Annotated in this window: 16 protein-coding genes; 4 read left to right on the forward strand and 12 right to left on the reverse strand. The window is 64.6% G+C overall.

The genetic code is table 11. The features are described 5' to 3' along the window. Positions 1-36 precede the first annotated feature (36 nt). Complete coding sequence (locus AB3X08_RS20560) at positions 37-426, reverse strand: ribonuclease domain-containing protein (RefSeq protein WP_369934781.1); 390 nt, start codon at positions 424-426, stop codon at positions 37-39. A gap of 331 nt (positions 427-757) precedes the next feature. On the opposite strand from AB3X08_RS20560, the gene AB3X08_RS20565 reads away from it, so the two are divergent. Beyond that, the gene (locus AB3X08_RS20565) at positions 758-1,591 is read left to right on the forward strand and encodes a lysophospholipid acyltransferase family protein (protein ID WP_369934783.1); all 834 of its coding nucleotides are present in this window, start codon (positions 758-760) and stop codon (positions 1,589-1,591) included. 48 nt (positions 1,592-1,639) lie between these two features. Here the strand turns inward: AB3X08_RS20565 and AB3X08_RS20570 are convergent, their stop codons facing one another. Both AB3X08_RS20570 and AB3X08_RS20575 read right to left on the reverse strand, forming a co-directional pair. After that, the gene (locus AB3X08_RS20570; RefSeq protein WP_369934785.1) at positions 1,640-3,979 is read right to left on the reverse strand and encodes a S9 family peptidase; all 2,340 of its coding nucleotides are present in this window, start codon (positions 3,977-3,979) and stop codon (positions 1,640-1,642) included. Positions 3,980-4,319: 340 nt separating this feature from the next. Then, complete coding sequence (locus AB3X08_RS20575) at positions 4,320-5,054, reverse strand: hypothetical protein (protein WP_369934787.1); 735 nt, start codon at positions 5,052-5,054, stop codon at positions 4,320-4,322. A 214-nt stretch (positions 5,055-5,268) separates the two neighbouring features. Between AB3X08_RS20575 and AB3X08_RS20580 the strand changes: the two genes are divergently transcribed. Beyond that, the gene (locus AB3X08_RS20580) at positions 5,269-5,988 is read left to right on the forward strand and encodes a ThuA domain-containing protein (RefSeq protein WP_369934788.1); all 720 of its coding nucleotides are present in this window, start codon (positions 5,269-5,271) and stop codon (positions 5,986-5,988) included. A gap of 27 nt (positions 5,989-6,015) precedes the next feature. Here AB3X08_RS20580 and AB3X08_RS20585 read toward each other — a convergent pair whose 3' ends face one another. After that, positions 6,016-6,408 carry a DUF4124 domain-containing protein gene (locus AB3X08_RS20585; RefSeq protein ID WP_369934790.1) on the reverse strand — a complete coding sequence of 131 codons (393 nt, stop codon included), beginning with the start codon at positions 6,406-6,408 and terminating at the stop codon, positions 6,016-6,018. A gap of 457 nt (positions 6,409-6,865) precedes the next feature. Here AB3X08_RS20585 and AB3X08_RS20590 point away from each other — a divergent pair, with 457 nt between their 5' ends. Further along, positions 6,866-7,507: a hypothetical protein gene (locus AB3X08_RS20590; RefSeq protein WP_369934792.1), complete on the forward strand. Its 642-nt coding sequence runs from the start codon at positions 6,866-6,868 to the stop codon at positions 7,505-7,507. A 513-nt stretch (positions 7,508-8,020) separates the two neighbouring features. On the opposite strand, the gene AB3X08_RS20595 is transcribed toward AB3X08_RS20590, so the two are convergent. The 4 genes from AB3X08_RS20595 to AB3X08_RS20610 form a co-directional block, all read right to left on the reverse strand. Continuing rightward, positions 8,021-8,692, reverse strand: a complete 672-nt coding sequence (locus tag AB3X08_RS20595; RefSeq protein WP_369934794.1) for a hypothetical protein — start codon at positions 8,690-8,692, stop codon at positions 8,021-8,023. 111 nt (positions 8,693-8,803) lie between these two features. Further along, positions 8,804-9,418, reverse strand: coding sequence for a CPBP family intramembrane glutamic endopeptidase (locus tag AB3X08_RS20600; RefSeq protein WP_369934796.1), 615 nt, complete (start codon positions 9,416-9,418; stop codon positions 8,804-8,806). A gap of 104 nt (positions 9,419-9,522) precedes the next feature. Beyond that, positions 9,523-10,137, reverse strand: a complete 615-nt coding sequence (locus tag AB3X08_RS20605; RefSeq protein WP_369934798.1) for a pyridoxamine 5'-phosphate oxidase family protein — start codon at positions 10,135-10,137, stop codon at positions 9,523-9,525. Between the two features lie 101 nt (positions 10,138-10,238). Beyond that, positions 10,239-11,159: a LysR family transcriptional regulator gene (locus AB3X08_RS20610; RefSeq protein WP_369934800.1), complete on the reverse strand. Its 921-nt coding sequence runs from the start codon at positions 11,157-11,159 to the stop codon at positions 10,239-10,241. Between the two features lie 163 nt (positions 11,160-11,322). On the opposite strand from AB3X08_RS20610, the gene AB3X08_RS20615 reads away from it, so the two are divergent. Then, entirely contained in the window at positions 11,323-12,027 is a 705-nt protein-coding gene (locus tag AB3X08_RS20615; protein ID WP_369938597.1) for an SDR family NAD(P)-dependent oxidoreductase, read from the forward strand. 105 nt (positions 12,028-12,132) lie between these two features. Here the strand turns inward: AB3X08_RS20615 and AB3X08_RS20620 are convergent, their stop codons facing one another. From AB3X08_RS20620 to AB3X08_RS20635, 4 genes are all read right to left on the reverse strand, one after another. Continuing rightward, positions 12,133-12,426, reverse strand: coding sequence for a hypothetical protein (locus AB3X08_RS20620; protein ID WP_369934801.1), 294 nt, complete (start codon positions 12,424-12,426; stop codon positions 12,133-12,135). Between the two features lie 302 nt (positions 12,427-12,728). Next, positions 12,729-12,974: a hypothetical protein gene (locus AB3X08_RS20625; protein WP_369934803.1), complete on the reverse strand. Its 246-nt coding sequence runs from the start codon at positions 12,972-12,974 to the stop codon at positions 12,729-12,731. A gap of 148 nt (positions 12,975-13,122) precedes the next feature. Then, positions 13,123-13,359 (reverse strand): hypothetical protein, encoded by a 237-nt coding sequence (locus AB3X08_RS20630; RefSeq protein ID WP_369934804.1) that lies wholly within the window; start codon positions 13,357-13,359, stop codon positions 13,123-13,125. Between the two features lie 351 nt (positions 13,360-13,710). After that, complete coding sequence (locus tag AB3X08_RS20635) at positions 13,711-14,019, reverse strand: hypothetical protein (RefSeq protein ID WP_369934806.1); 309 nt, start codon at positions 14,017-14,019, stop codon at positions 13,711-13,713. Positions 14,020-14,021 lie beyond the last annotated feature (2 nt).

The raw sequence follows: 14,021 nt of genomic DNA on the forward strand, positions 1-14,021 counted from the left end.
GCGAGCACGCTGCCTGGCGCTGCTGCAGGCAGTCGCTCAGGGAATCATGCAGAAGGTGCCGTAGTGATCGGCCGAGTAGTAGCGCTGGTTGACGACCGACTTTTTGGCCCCGTCGGTCACCAGGAACACCAGCCGATAGGTGCCGGCCGGGCCGCCCGCATCGCGCCGTGCCTTGCCCTCGTAATAGGTCTGGCCGCGGCCGGCCCGGGGCAGGCGTCCTTCGTCGTTATTGAAGATCTGCACGTCGACGGCATTATGGCCGCAGGCGGCGATCGGGTTGGGCATGGTGATGCAATAGTTCAGGTCGCGAACCGCCTCGCGCACATAGGTCGGCAGGGTGCCGCAATTGGTGATCTTCTGCGCCTGCACCTGCGCAGCCGACATGGCGAGCGCGGCTAGCAGCGTGAATCTGATCGAGGAATGCATGGATGACTCCTTGGCAACGGATGGAGGGATGGCCGCCGATGCGATCAGCACGCAGGCCGCGCACCGGACACTGAGAAGAAACGCCTGCGCCGCCCGTCCGTGAATTCCCAATCTCCCGGCAAGGCGGCCACCGATGCGCTCCCTTCGCGCACGCAGGCTGCCAGGTGTGCTCGAGCTCGAGCTCAAGCGCCAGCGCCAGCGCCACGGCCACAGCTGCCGGCAGGTGCTGGACGCCACAGCGTCGGCTACCATCGGCGGCGCCGACAGCGCCCCCTGACGCCGGCGCTCGTCTTCTGCACACTCGCCTGCCTCTCCCGCCCATCCGCCGCCCATGAACCACGCTGCCCCGCCCCGCCCTGTCGCGGGCACTGCCTTCTCTGCGTTGCGCGTGGCCGCCAAACTCGCCGCCTTCGTCCTGAGCGGCGTGGCGCTGGTGCCGCTGCAATGGTTGCTGATGCGCTTCACCCGCGGCCGCGGCGCCTTCGTGCTGCCGCGGTTATGGTTCGCCTGCCTGCGCAAGGCGATGGGCATCCGCGTCGAGGTGGTGGGTACGCCGCGCAGCGGCGGCGGCACGCTGTTCGTCGGCAACCACATCTCGCACTTCGACATCGTGGTGCTGGGCAGCCTGCTGCACGCGCGCTTCATCGCCAAGAACGACATGGAACGCTGGCCGGGCATGCGCCGGCTCGGCGCGCTGGCGCAGACCTTGTTCATCAGCCGCCGGCGGATCGACGCAGCCAACGTGGCCGCGGCCGTCGCCGCGCAGATCCGCCCCGACCACGACGTGGTGCTGTTCGCCGAAGGCACCACCTCGTCCGGCGAGCGCGTCGCCCCGTTCAAGTCCAGCCTGTTCTCGCTGTTCCTCGGCGGCGACGCCAACGCCCGGCCATGGACGCTGCAACCGTTCACCCTGGACATCCTGTCCGTCGATGGCCGCAGCCTGGCGCATGGTGGCGCGCGCGACGCCTACGCGTTCTACGGCAGCATGCAAGCCGGCGCCCACGTGCTGGGCTTCCTGCGCGCGTCCGGAGCCGTGGTCAGGGTGACCTTCCACGCACCCCTCGCGATCGCGCCGGGCACCGACCGCAAGGCGCTGGCGCAGCAGGTGCATGCGATCGTGGCATCGGCGCTGCCTGCACCGCGCAGCGACACCCGCGCGGCATAGGCCGCACGCGCCGAGGCAGCGCGACGGCGTTCGCGCCGCGTCGCAGCGTCAGTGCTTCGGCAGCGGCTGCATCCGATAGTTGTCCGGCGGCGTACTGCCAAGCAGGTATTGCACGAAGTAATCCCAGCGGCGGCGGGTCACGTAGGGCGTCGCCTCGTCGCCGTAGGCATGCTTCGCATTGGGCAGCACCAGCATGTCGAAGGTCTTGTTGGCCTTGATCAGCGCGTCGGCCATCAACAGGGTTTCGTAGGGCGGGACGTTGTCGTCCAGGCTGCCGTGCACCAGCATCAGCCGGCCCTTGAGATTGGCGGCGAGCAGCGGATTGGCCTGGTTGTCGTAGCTGCCCTTGCCCTCCTTGTCCACGCTGAGCTCGCCCTGGTACTTCTCGCCCCAGTCGTCCTCGTAGTTGCGGTTGTCGTGGTTGCCGCTCTCCGACCAGGCCACCTTGAAGAAGTCCGGGTAGCGCAGCATCGCGTCGGTGGACGCGTTGCCGCCGCCGGAGTGGCCCCAGATGCCCACGCGCTGCAGGTCGATCCACGGGTAGCGCTGCCCCAGCTCCTTCACCCCGGCCACCTGGTCGGGCAAGGTGTTGTCGCCCATGTCCGCATACCAGGTGTCGTGGAAGGCCTTGGAGCGCCACGGCGTGCCCATGCCGTCGATGGCCACGACGATGAAGCCCAGTTCGGCCAACGCCTGATTGTCGCCATGGCTGGGCAGGAAACTGCGGCTGCGCACCGAGCCGGTCTGCGGGCCCGGGTAGATGTAGTCGATGATCGGGTACTGCCTGCCCGGATCGAACTGCGAGGGCTTGAACATCAGCCCGTACAGCACGGTCTTGCCGTCGCGCGCCTTCACCGTGATCGGCACCGGCACGACCCAGCCGGCCGCCTGCAGGCGGCCGATGTCGGCCTTGGCCACGGTGGCAAGCGTGCGGCCGTCAGCGGCCTGCCGCAGCAAGGTCACCGGCGGCTGCGTCGTCGTGGAGTAGGCGTCCACGAAGCGCTGGCCGTCCGGCGACAGGGCGATCGCGTGGTCGGCCGGCTCAGGCGTCAGCAGCCGCGGCGCGCCGCCGTCCAGGCTGACCTTCCACAGTTGCTGATCGTACGGATCCAGCCCACGGTTGCGGCCAACGGCGCGGAACCAGGCGGTCCGGGTCTTCGCATCGACCCTCAGCAATTCGGTGACATTGCCCTCGCCGGTGGTGATGGCGCGCTTGGGCTTGCCGCTGGCCAGGTCGTACAGGTACAGCTGGCCCCAGTTGCTGCGTTCGGAAAACCACACCGCCTCGTTGCGCTCCGGCACGTAGGCCCAGTTGGCTGCGACCTGCCCGCTTTCGTAATAGGTCTTGGCGGTTTCCTGGAACGCGGTGCGGACCGCGCCGGTGGACGCGTCGGCGATGCGGAACCAGGCGTCCTTGTGATAGCGCGAGGTGGAAACGAACGCCAGGGTCTTGCTGTCCGGCGCCCACTTCACGTCGTCCCAGCCGCCGTCCGGGCCGCAACTCACGTCGTCGCACAAGGTCGAGCGGTGCTGATCCGGCGGCATCTGCAGCCGTACCACCTTGCGCGCAGCCACGTCCACGATCACGCGTTCGATCATGGTCACGTCCTTGTCGCCGGGCATCGGGTACTTCCACTGCAGCAGCTCCGGATGCCCGAGCTTGCTTCTGACCAGGAACATGTCGCCGCTCTTGCGCTGGTCCTGCTGGAACGTGGCGATCTTGCGCGAGTCCGGCGACCACTCCAGGATCGCCTTGTCGCTGTGCTTCCAGCCGGCGTTGTCGGTGGCGTAGCCGAAGTCGCGCACGCCATCGGTGGTGAGCTGGGTTTCCTTGCCCGAGGCCAGGTCGCGCAGCCACAGGTTCCAGTCGCGGATGAACGCCTCGGTCGTCTTGTCCGGCGACAACACGCCCGGCTCGGGCTTGTCCTTGGCGTAGACCTTACTGCAATGCGCGTCGGCATCGCAGAACACCTGGGTGTCGCGCACGCTGAAACGGTAGCGGCCATCGGCGGCCAGGCTCAGCGACTTGATCAGCAGGTCGGTCGCGGCCAGCGGCCGCTCTTTGAGCGCCAGCAAAGTGTTGAGCGCCGCGGCCAGCGCGGCCTGATCGAACAGCGGTGCGCGCTGGCCAGTGACCGCGTCCATCCGCATGAAGTGGTCGCCGCCGGCGTCGTGGTCGACATAGGCGAAATGGGTGGCGTCCAGCCAATCCACGCGCTCGACCGCATGGTCCAGCAACGGTTGCGTCAGATGGCCGAGCGCGCGCTCGGCCCGCGCATAGTCGGCGGCGGTGACGGCCGGCGCCGGCGCGGCCGCCGCCGCGGCTGGCAGCAGCATGGCCATGAGGAAGGCGCCGAGCGGGCGTGGGGCAAGGAATCGGGAGGGCATGACGTGGTGGTTCCGGGGCGGGCAGTTGCGGACGACGGGAAGCGATCCTTGCGCGTAGTCCGCCGATACTACGCCCTGCCCGGCCGGCGCCACCTGCCGAAAGTCGTAGTGGCGCCCGTGGCGGCGGCGCTTGCATCCCGTCGGCAGCAGTACCCGCCGCGGTGAGTGGGCCGGAGCGCAGGCATCGCGCAACTGCCACACCGGCCGAGCGACCAGGGCGCGCTACCCGCGTGTGGGTATCCCTGGCGCAGCGCCGCGACCATGCCTGATGACTGGCGGCACCGCATGCACGGCGTCCATCACGCCATGGACGCTGCACCGCACTGCCTGCGTCGTGGCGCTACGGCTTCGCCGCCTCGCACAGCTTGCGGTTGAACCAGGTGGACTTGGCGATCGGCAGATAGCTGTCCCAATCGCTGGGCGGCAGCATGCTGCCGTTCTTGTCCAGTTCCTCCTGCAGCGAGTCCTCGTCGTGGCTACGGCCGGCGATGGTCGTGTCCAGCGCGGCCAGGCACTCCTTCGGCCGGCCCAGGCGCAACAGGGCGATCGCGCGATCGTTGGCGAAGCGGTCGCGCTCCAGCCAGTTGAAGAACGTGCCGCACTCCTTGTCGAACGCATCCATCCCCGCGAGCGCGGCCGCATAGCGCTTGCCGCGGTAATCGGCCAGGTACGCCGCGCGCCGCCGCGTGCTCGCCGCGGCGGTGCAGCCCACCGGCAACGCCAGATACTCGCCCTCGAAATCGGCGCGCGCGCCGCAATACTCGCGGCAGCTTTCCTCGGTCAACGCCTTCACCTCGAACCCGCCGGGCGTGCGCTTGAACGACACGCGGCACGGCGTGGCGCTGCCATCGGTGGCCTCGGCGATCTCGCCGCGCAACGTGCCGGACAGCCCGCAGCTGTGGCCGTTGGCGCCCATTGCGTCGATCGAGAACTGACGCACCTCGCCCTGCCCGCTGATCTGCAGGCCGCCCCAGCCGTCCTTGGTGGCGTACTCGCTGGGCGCCGGCGCAGCCGCCGCCGCGGCCCCCGCAACGCCACACAACACCAGCGCTATCCAACTCCATCGTCCTGACATGGCGGTTCTGAATTCGGCAAGGGAGTGGAATTTTCCTCCATCTCGTGGGTGGACGACCAGTGCGATAAACGCCCTCCGCTGCCCCCAAGGTGCTGTATGGACGGTGGCCTCCCCTGGCTCCCCACGCGCCCATGCGCAGCGCCGGCAGGCCTGCGCCGGTGCCCAAACCGCACTACGCTACCCGCCAGCGCAGCATCCACGGCAGAATCCCCCCATGCATCCACTCGCCTTCCCGCTCGCCGCCATGCTGGCAGGCATCGCCGCAACCGCCCCGGCGCAGGAGCGCATGCTGATCTTCAGCAAGACCGCCGGCTTCCGTCACGCGTCCATCCCTACCGCAGTCGCGACGTTGCGGCAGCTTGCAGCCCAGGAAGGCCTGGCCGCGGACCACAGCGAGGACGCGAACGACTTCACCGCCGACAACCTGGCCCGCTACCGCGTGGTGGTGTTCGCCAGCACTACCGGCGAGATCCTCGATCCTGCCCAGCAGCAGGCATTCGAAGGCTTCGTGCGCAATGGCGGCGGCTTCGTCGGCGTGCATTCGGCGGCCGACACCGGCTACGCCTGGCCGTGGTACGGACGCCTGGTCGGCGCCTGGTTCCAGGGCCATCCACCCGGGCTGCAATCCACCCAGGTGCAACCCGAACGCGACGGGCGGCCTAGCGGTGCGCCCTGGCCGATTCACGACGAAATCTACAACTACCGCAGCAACCCGCGCGCGCAGGTGCAGGTCGTCGCCACCGTGGACGAACGCCTCTACACCGGTGGCACCATGGGCGCGGACCACCCGATCGCCTGGTGCCACGCCTTCGACGGCGGCCGCGCCTGGTACACCGGCCTGGGCCACGACGCGGCGGTGTACGCCGACCCGCATTTCCTGGCGCAGCTGCGGCTGGGCGTGCGGTATGCGGCCGGCCGCCCTACTCCGTGTTGATCCACCCCCGACTGCAGCGTCGACGATTTACTTGCAGGCTTGGGTAACGGCTTTCTCGACCGCCTGCATGAAGTCGCGATCGTCCTTCATGGTGGGATCGGCGCGTGCGCTGTCGCGCACATGCCTGGCGCGCACGCACGCTTCCGGTCCCGGCGCGCGCACCGAACTGATCACGTTGGCGCCAAGGCTGGGTTCCTGACGGTTGCCGGCAGCTGCCGGTGTACCGCCCTGGCCGGCGGACGGTTCCGGCAACGGCTCTTGGCGTTGGCCGCCAGCCGCTGAAGCGGGTGCCGCGGTGTCCCACCGCTTCTGCTCGGTTCCCTTCGCGCACGGCATCGACTGGTACACCGTGCCGAGCTTGGGGTCCTTGCACTTGTAGGCCGACTGGGCCGACGCCGGCAACGCCAGCACGCACAACATTGCCGCAAACATTCTGACCATGGTGCCCTCCCCCTGGGTTGAGCGCTAGCTTATACGACCGGCGTCGCTTAGTCGGCGCGTGGTGTGGCGCTCGCAAAACGCGCGCGTGCGTCGCCCCGATCTACTTACCCTGGCTGCAGGGAGCCAATCCAATTTCCATATTTGCCGCGCCTCCTTTTCGATGCTGCGTTCACCGGGGCGCCGATGAATTTTCAGGCCGAACGAAGCTGCGTCACGATTGAAAGGACTACTCCAACCCCGCTACTCTGGCCTGGGGAGAAAACAGTTCGCCGGCCAGTCGAACTCCCCAACGCCGGGGTCGAGATCCAAAGCGGGTGACACGTCAATGGCAGGTTTTGTGCTGCTGGCGCTCGCTCGCCCAATCCGGAACCCGATGCGCCCTGCTCTCCATATCGCTGACCCACCCTAACCAATGCATTTCTCAAGGAAGATGCTCATGCTCATTAGCCGCCCCCATCGCCTCGCGCTGCTTCTACTCGGTGCGGCATTGGCTGTCACCTCCGCCCATGCGCAGACGTCTACCGCGATCGATGCGATGCGCCAATACCCGGCCTACCGCCATGCCGTGGAATCGGTGATGCAGCAGTACGAATCCTCGCTGCGTGGCAAATGCCCCAGCATCCAGGCAGATTGGAACAAGGCCACCGCGCACGTGGCCTTGGAGCCGACGCTGGACGACCAGGGCCGGATCGTCAAAGCCGTCTGGGTGGATACCGTCCCGGGTACGGCCTGCGGTCAGAAGCGGCGCTACAACGCCATCACCATCTTCAATAACGGCGAGCCGTCCGTGTTGCCGCTGTTCCCCGGCGAATCGGAGTCCAATCCGGTGCTGCAAAGAGACACCATTCCTTATGTGCGCAACGCATTGGCCATGAAGAAAGTCTTGCCAAAGGACTGCGAGATAGACGTGCTGGAAACCCAGTTGCCGGGCGGTCATCCTGCAGCGAAGCAGCCATGGGACGAACAATGGCGCGTCGACGCCTGCGGCACGCAGTATTTGGCGAAAGTGCGCTATATCCCGGATGCGACCGGCACCACCATCAGTATCGGCCCAAGGGACGTCGCCCCCGCAAAGTAGCTGCAATGCGCTCTGCGCCCGGAGTGACCGGAACGGTCCTTCGGTGCGGGCGGCTACGGGCGGAAACGCCTCGTAGAAGATACTTCCCGAGGGGAAGACGCCGCGCGGCGATCCATGGAATCCCGTGCGCACGGCCACGCCGTCCTCTCCGATCGGATGGCGTCGCTAGCCACGCCATGCGCTTGGGACGTTCGGTCAGCGCCAGCTACGCAGTCACCCGAAGATGGCACCGGTGCATCCGAGTGATCGGGCTGCCAAGCCCAGCTGCGTGATTTAAGGGCAGCTCCAATAACTTCAGTCCAGAAGCTGCAAGTTGCGCATGTCCACGGCGTGTCGTTTCCATGTCGCGGCTGAAGCCGCTCCTACAAGAGCACGACGCACATGGTGTAGGAGCGGCTTCAGCCGCGACAGGAGAACGAAGTGGCCGTGATGCCAAGGCATCCAGGCTGGGCGCATCGGCGGCGGCTCGCAAGCGTCCACAGCGCGGGGACGAGGCGACGCGACCATACCGGCTCAGCCTGCCGGCAGCGGATACAGGCTCGCCTCGCGAACGTAGCCGGCACGCGGCGTGCCGTCTGCCTCGTACCAGGCGATGTAGACGTAGCCGCGAGTCAGTTCCGCAGACCGATAAGACTTGTTGACCCACACGCCCACATCGGCCTTCGGCGGGCGCACGGACGTGTCCCGCACCATCTCCAGCCCGTGCGAGCGCTGCTTGACCTGATACAGCGGCGCACGCGATTGCTTGAGTACGCGTACCCCCACATACGAACTGCTGACGTTGTCGCGGCGGTCGAGCGACATCCGATCCGGACATGCACCCGGCACTCCGTCGCGCGAGGGTTCCAAGGTGATCTGCTGGGCGAAGCCGCCCTTCGCGATCGAATAGACCTCGGTCTGGAAACGGCGCGCAGGCTGGTCCGGCACCCAGGTGTCCACCGCATAGGCTTCGCCGGCATCCGAGCGCTGGTACAGCTCGACCGGCGACAAGCGTCCTGAAAACGCCAGACGGCAAGTGCCATCGTGCAGATAGCCGCTGATCGTGCCGGCATCGCGATCGACCGCGAGCAGCAAGCCTCGGTCGAACGTACCGCCGGCCACTGTCGCTTCGCTGCAAAGCGCGGACAGCGGGCATGCGGCGAGCAGGCAAAGCGCGATCATGGAAAGCGGAGCGGAATGCTTCATGGACAGATGATCGTGAACAGGCGATTGACGCAGATGATAGCGACAGGAGCGCCGCACCCGCGCCCGACCACATCATGCGCTACGTTGCGCACGCGCCTGCCGTCAGACGCGCTATGCATAGGCCACCAGCGCCAATAGGTCCATCAAGCCGTGGGCAATGATGGCAGGCCACAGTCGGCCGGTCCGCGCGAACCACCAGCCGAGGATCAGCCCCACGATGACCAATGAAATCGCGCCGATGGGGCCCTGGTACAGATGATACGAGGCGCGGATCGCCACGCTGACGTTCACCGCGAATGCCGGGCTGTGGCGGCGCTGCAGCACGCGGATCACGTAGGCGCAGACGAACACCTCTTCGAAGATCGGATTGATCAGCGAGACCACTACCACCGCGGCCAGCGACAGCTTGCCGGCCACCATCGCATCCATGGAAGGATTCACCCCCTCGGCCATGTCCGCGCCCAGCCACTTCAACGGATAGCACGCCGCGATGCACGCAAGCAGCAGGCCGATCGCCGGGCGGATGTCGCGTCCCTGCCAGCGCAGCCCCAAAGCCTGCGGCGTCCAGCTTCGGAACCACAGGACCGGGACCAGCAATGCCAGCACCAGCAGTTCGTAGAACGCCAGGCCCCACAGGCCCGCCTCGGAGAACGACGGCTCGAAGGCGGGCGCCAGCACGGCCGAAAGGCTCCAGTAGATGGGCAGTCCCAATGCGGTCGCGACCACGAACAGCAGCTCGCTCCATCCCGCAGATGGCGTGTCGCGTCCTTGCATCGATCCCCTTTGTCGTCCGGTTGTCCGCCGCGCAGGCCGCTGATGCGACTGGCGCGCTAGTACAGCATGTCCTGCGTGCGTTTTGGCAACTCCAGGTCGTAAGCCGCGGCATCGAAATCGCCATCGGCCAGATGGGCATGCATGGTCCCGGCACTGGGCAGCTGCCCGCGCGGCAGATGCCGCGCCGGATCCCACAGGGCCGAGCGCACGATGGCCTTGGAACAGTGGAAATAGGTGGCGTCGACATGCACCACGATCACGCTGCGCGGCAGCTTGCCGCGGACCTCGAAGCGGGCCAGCAAGGCCGGATCGACGCTGATCTCGGCATGTCCGTTCACCCGCAGGCTCTCGCCGATGCCGGGCACCAGGAACAGCAGCGACACCCGCGGGTCGTGCAGCAGATTGCGCAAGTTATCGACGCGGTTGTTGCCCGGCCGGTCCGGCACCGCCAGCGTGCGCGCGTCCAGGATCTGCACGAAGCCGGCATGGTCGCCCTTGGGCGAGCAATCCAGTCCGTCGCTTCCCGCCGACGCCAGCACCACGAACGGCGAGGCACGAACGAGGGCTTGGTAGTCGGCGTTCAGATGATCGATCTCCTTGCGCACCGAGCGCTCGGCGGGCTGGCCGTACAGCGCTTCGAGCGCTTCGAGGGTGGCGATGCGGTGCGACATGCTGGTGTCCTGTATTTGTCGATGGCGTGTGGTAGGGCGGTGGCGAATCCTCGAACCGCTCGCACATCGGCTTTGCGGTCCGCTTCATTCGAGCGGCGGTGCTATCCGGGCGCCATGCGCTTGCGGCATTCGCTCAATACCAGCGTGCGCAGCCAGCGATGCGCCGGATCGCGGTCCGAGCGCGGATGCCACATCAGCGATACGGTGATGGCATCGGTGGCGACCGGGAGCTCGAACACGTGATCGAGCTGGCGCACCGCCTCCGGCTGCGCCGCCACGAACGACGCCGGCACCAACGCCACCAGGTCCGATCCGCGCGCCACCGCCAGGGCAGTGGAGAAGCTGGGTACCACGGTCGCCACCACTCGCTCCAGGCCTTGCAAGTGCAACGCATCGTCCACCGGACCTTGCGCCCTGCCCTGGCGCGAGGCGACAACATGGCCGAACGCGACGTAACGCTGTGCGGTCACCTCATGCTCCAGCGCGAGCGGATGCGCCTGCCTGACCACACCGACGAAACGATCGCGATACAGCGCCTGCACCCGCACCTCGGGTCCCATCGCGTTCAGCACGCCGATTTCCAGGTCGGCCAGGCCCTCGCGCAGCGGCGTGGCGGTCTTCCGCGCCTTCGACGCGAAGTGCAGGCGTACATTTGGCGCAGACGCAGATACCGCATTGACCAGCATGGCAGCGAACGCCTCCACGAACGCCTCGTTGGCGCGTACGGTGAACGTGCGCTGCAGCGTCGACAGATCCAGCTCGGCCGGCGACGGGCGCAACACGGCGCGTGCGGCGTCCACCGCGGCGCGGGTCTGCCCGCGGATCTGCTCGGCGTAGGGCGTCAACACCATGTTGCCGCCTGCCCGGACCAGCAGCGCATCGCCGGTGGATGCGCGCAGCCGGGTCAGCGTGCGGCTCATCGCCGATGCGCTCAACCCCAGCCGCCGCGCGGCCCCGGCAACGCTGGCCTCCGCCAGCAACGCGTCCAGCGCAATCAACAGATTCAAATCCGGTTCCGACATGTCCCATCCAGAGCGTGCTCGGCGACATACAGGCGTTCGGCGCAAGGACTAATTGCAGCCCACGCGCGTTCCGCTCGCCCGCATGCGCCCTTACATTTCGCACACCGACCGGTTGGCCGGCATCCACGATGCCGCGCGGCCCGGCCCCTACGAGGCTCGATCAATGACACGCATTCCTCCGCAGAAAACCGTCCTGCTCATCGGCGCATCGCGCGGCCTGGGCCTCGCGATGGCCGAAGGCTACCTGAAACGCCAATGGCGCGTCATCGCCACCGAGCGCGCCGGCATCCCAAGCAAGCTGCACACGCTCGTGCAGGCGTATCCGGACACGCTGCGCATCGAATCGGTCGATATCGCCGTTCCTGAGCAGGTGGCGGCGCTACGCCAGCGCCTACACGGCGAACAGCTGGACCTGCTGTTCGTCAACGCCGGAGTCAAGAACGACGACCGCGAGACCATCGCCGATGTCTCCACCGAGGAATTCGTCCGTGTCATGGTCACCAACGCCCTGAGCCCGATGCGCGTCATCGAGACCTTCGTGGATCTGGTGCGCCCCACCGGCAGCATCGGCGCGATGTCGTCGGGACAAGGCAGCATCGGCAACAACAGCAACGGCCAGTACGAGGTGTACCGCGCCAGCAAGGCGGCGCTCAACATGTGCATGCGCAGCTTCGCCGCCCGGCACAGGGACGACCCGCGCACCTTGCTGCTGATGGCCCCCGGATGGGTGCAGACCGACATGGGCGGCCCCGAGGCGCGCCTGACCATCGGGGAAAGCATTCCAAAGCTGCTGGACACCATTGAGGCGTCTGCGGGACGGGGCGGGTTGCACTACCTGGACTATCTGGGGCGGGTGGTGCCTTGGTAGGGGAGGCGGTGAACGCCTGAGCCTTCCTGACTCGCCAGAATGTTGGGTCGGATACCCATTGCAAGGCTAAGAAGGCCCGCAGGCAGCAGCAGGTCTAACTGCGAATCAGCCTTTTTTCTTTACAGCCAAAAAGAGAAGAACGAAGGTAATAGCCATAAGAGCCACCAGCATATAGCTAGAAAAATCAAAAATTTGGACGAACTGCGCTACGCAATGTTTGGATGAGCACAAGCCAGGAACGTTCCGGGCAGCCAACCTCACCAGAACAACACCGAGAGTCATATCCACGGCAAGAACTATGGAGGGCACGATTGTGCGTCCTCTCCGCCTTTCCATAAGAAACCATCCGCAAGAAATAGCTAGAGATAGAAAATAGGCAATCAAGAAATTGTTGTTCATCTTCTTGTCCTCATTCGCCCACAGATGACCGTCAAGCCAGATGACTTTTTGGACCGCACAGCTATCCGCGTCGTGATTGCCGAGCCGATGCGGCTACGGTCAGCGCTTGCATCATAGTCCCGAAAGCAGCCGGGCCGAGCTTCGCCTCGCTGCCATAACACTGCTCCGGAGGCGCTGCTGAACGAATACCGCGCCAGCGCGATCCGCAGCCTATCCCGGCTGGCATGTTGTCTAACGCGCCGGCTTCACTCTTGACGCCCCACTTTCAGATCGCCGCGTCGCGCCAACCCAATCTATTTAGATCATTTCCTTAAGTATTCTTCTGGCAGTAAAAATCCATCAGGCTTAATCGAGGGATGCTCTCTGTAAAGAGGGTTCAGCAAATTAAGAAGCAATTCACCAGAAATTCGACCGATCAATTGGCGAATTATTTTTGCCTCTTCTTCTGGGGCAGTATCCATTGCCAAAGCAATTGCCTCATCCAAGTAGGCATTTGCATCCAAGATTTTATTGCAGATCTTCTCTGCGACGTCCTGATTGGAGATCATTAAGCCCTCGTAGCCGTAGCCAGTTGTACACTACACTACACCAAGGTCGACTCTCTCACTAATATTTTGGGCAGAAGAAAACGATGGGACTTGCGCTCGAACTGTCCCATAGTGCGGATTACAGACATATCAACATGAGAACGACCAATCAGCTACGCTGTTGTGCGGTCAAGAGTGCGCTGTGCAATGCGTCGAGGTCGAACATGTCGTACTCCAGCTCTTCCAATTGCAGGCAAACAACGGGCGTCCCGGGTTCAGCTGCCTCAAGAGCAGATCCCTGTTTATGGTAGTTCACTAGATCTTGAAAATACCAAGTGTCATTAACATCTTCCTCAGACAAGTTAAATCCGATATGGACATATGACTGAACGAGGGGGTATTTCATCTTAACATCAAGATACTCAACCCTGTAGTAAACCCTTCCGATTACATGTTTCATATACCACACTTATTTACACACCAGGTTTTTATCATCGACACAATCACAATTCACAGCTCGTTCTTCCAAACGAATTGGCCCGGTATCCGCAAGGATTACTCACATCCCTAGGACCATCGATCCCCTAGGGCCATGGTATCACCCTTATACCTGGACGGCGCCGCTATCGGGCCTTTAGGCATATACCGAATAAACCTTTTCGGATTATCGACCTCGGTAAATTAGGTCCACCGCAGAGCGGCTTCCCACTGCGCACCACTTGCGGTGGCGACACCTACTTCTGTTCGGAAGAGCCTATCAGCGCTGCAATTCTGCTAGAACCGAAGCATCAACATGTTTGCTTCTTGCAATATAGCGCCGCACATCGGCTGCCATTACCTGGTCCGGGTCTACATACGAAAGTTTTACGAGCTTAAGAAGCACCTCACTTTCTGGCTGCTTTTTTAACCACCAGTGGAATATGCCATTTCTGTCATGCTCAGAGGCATCTTCATGCCCCGGCTCATATCTATCTTTTATCTCCTCAAACAATTCATCCGGAAACATATCCCACTCAATCCATTCACCCGGAAAATTCATCAATATCATGTAGTCACTCTTGTTCATAC

Origin of the sequence: Xanthomonas sp. DAR 34887 (assembly GCF_041245805.1) — a bacterium.
Lineage (GTDB): Bacteria > Pseudomonadota > Gammaproteobacteria > Xanthomonadales > Xanthomonadaceae > Xanthomonas_A > Xanthomonas_A tesorieronis.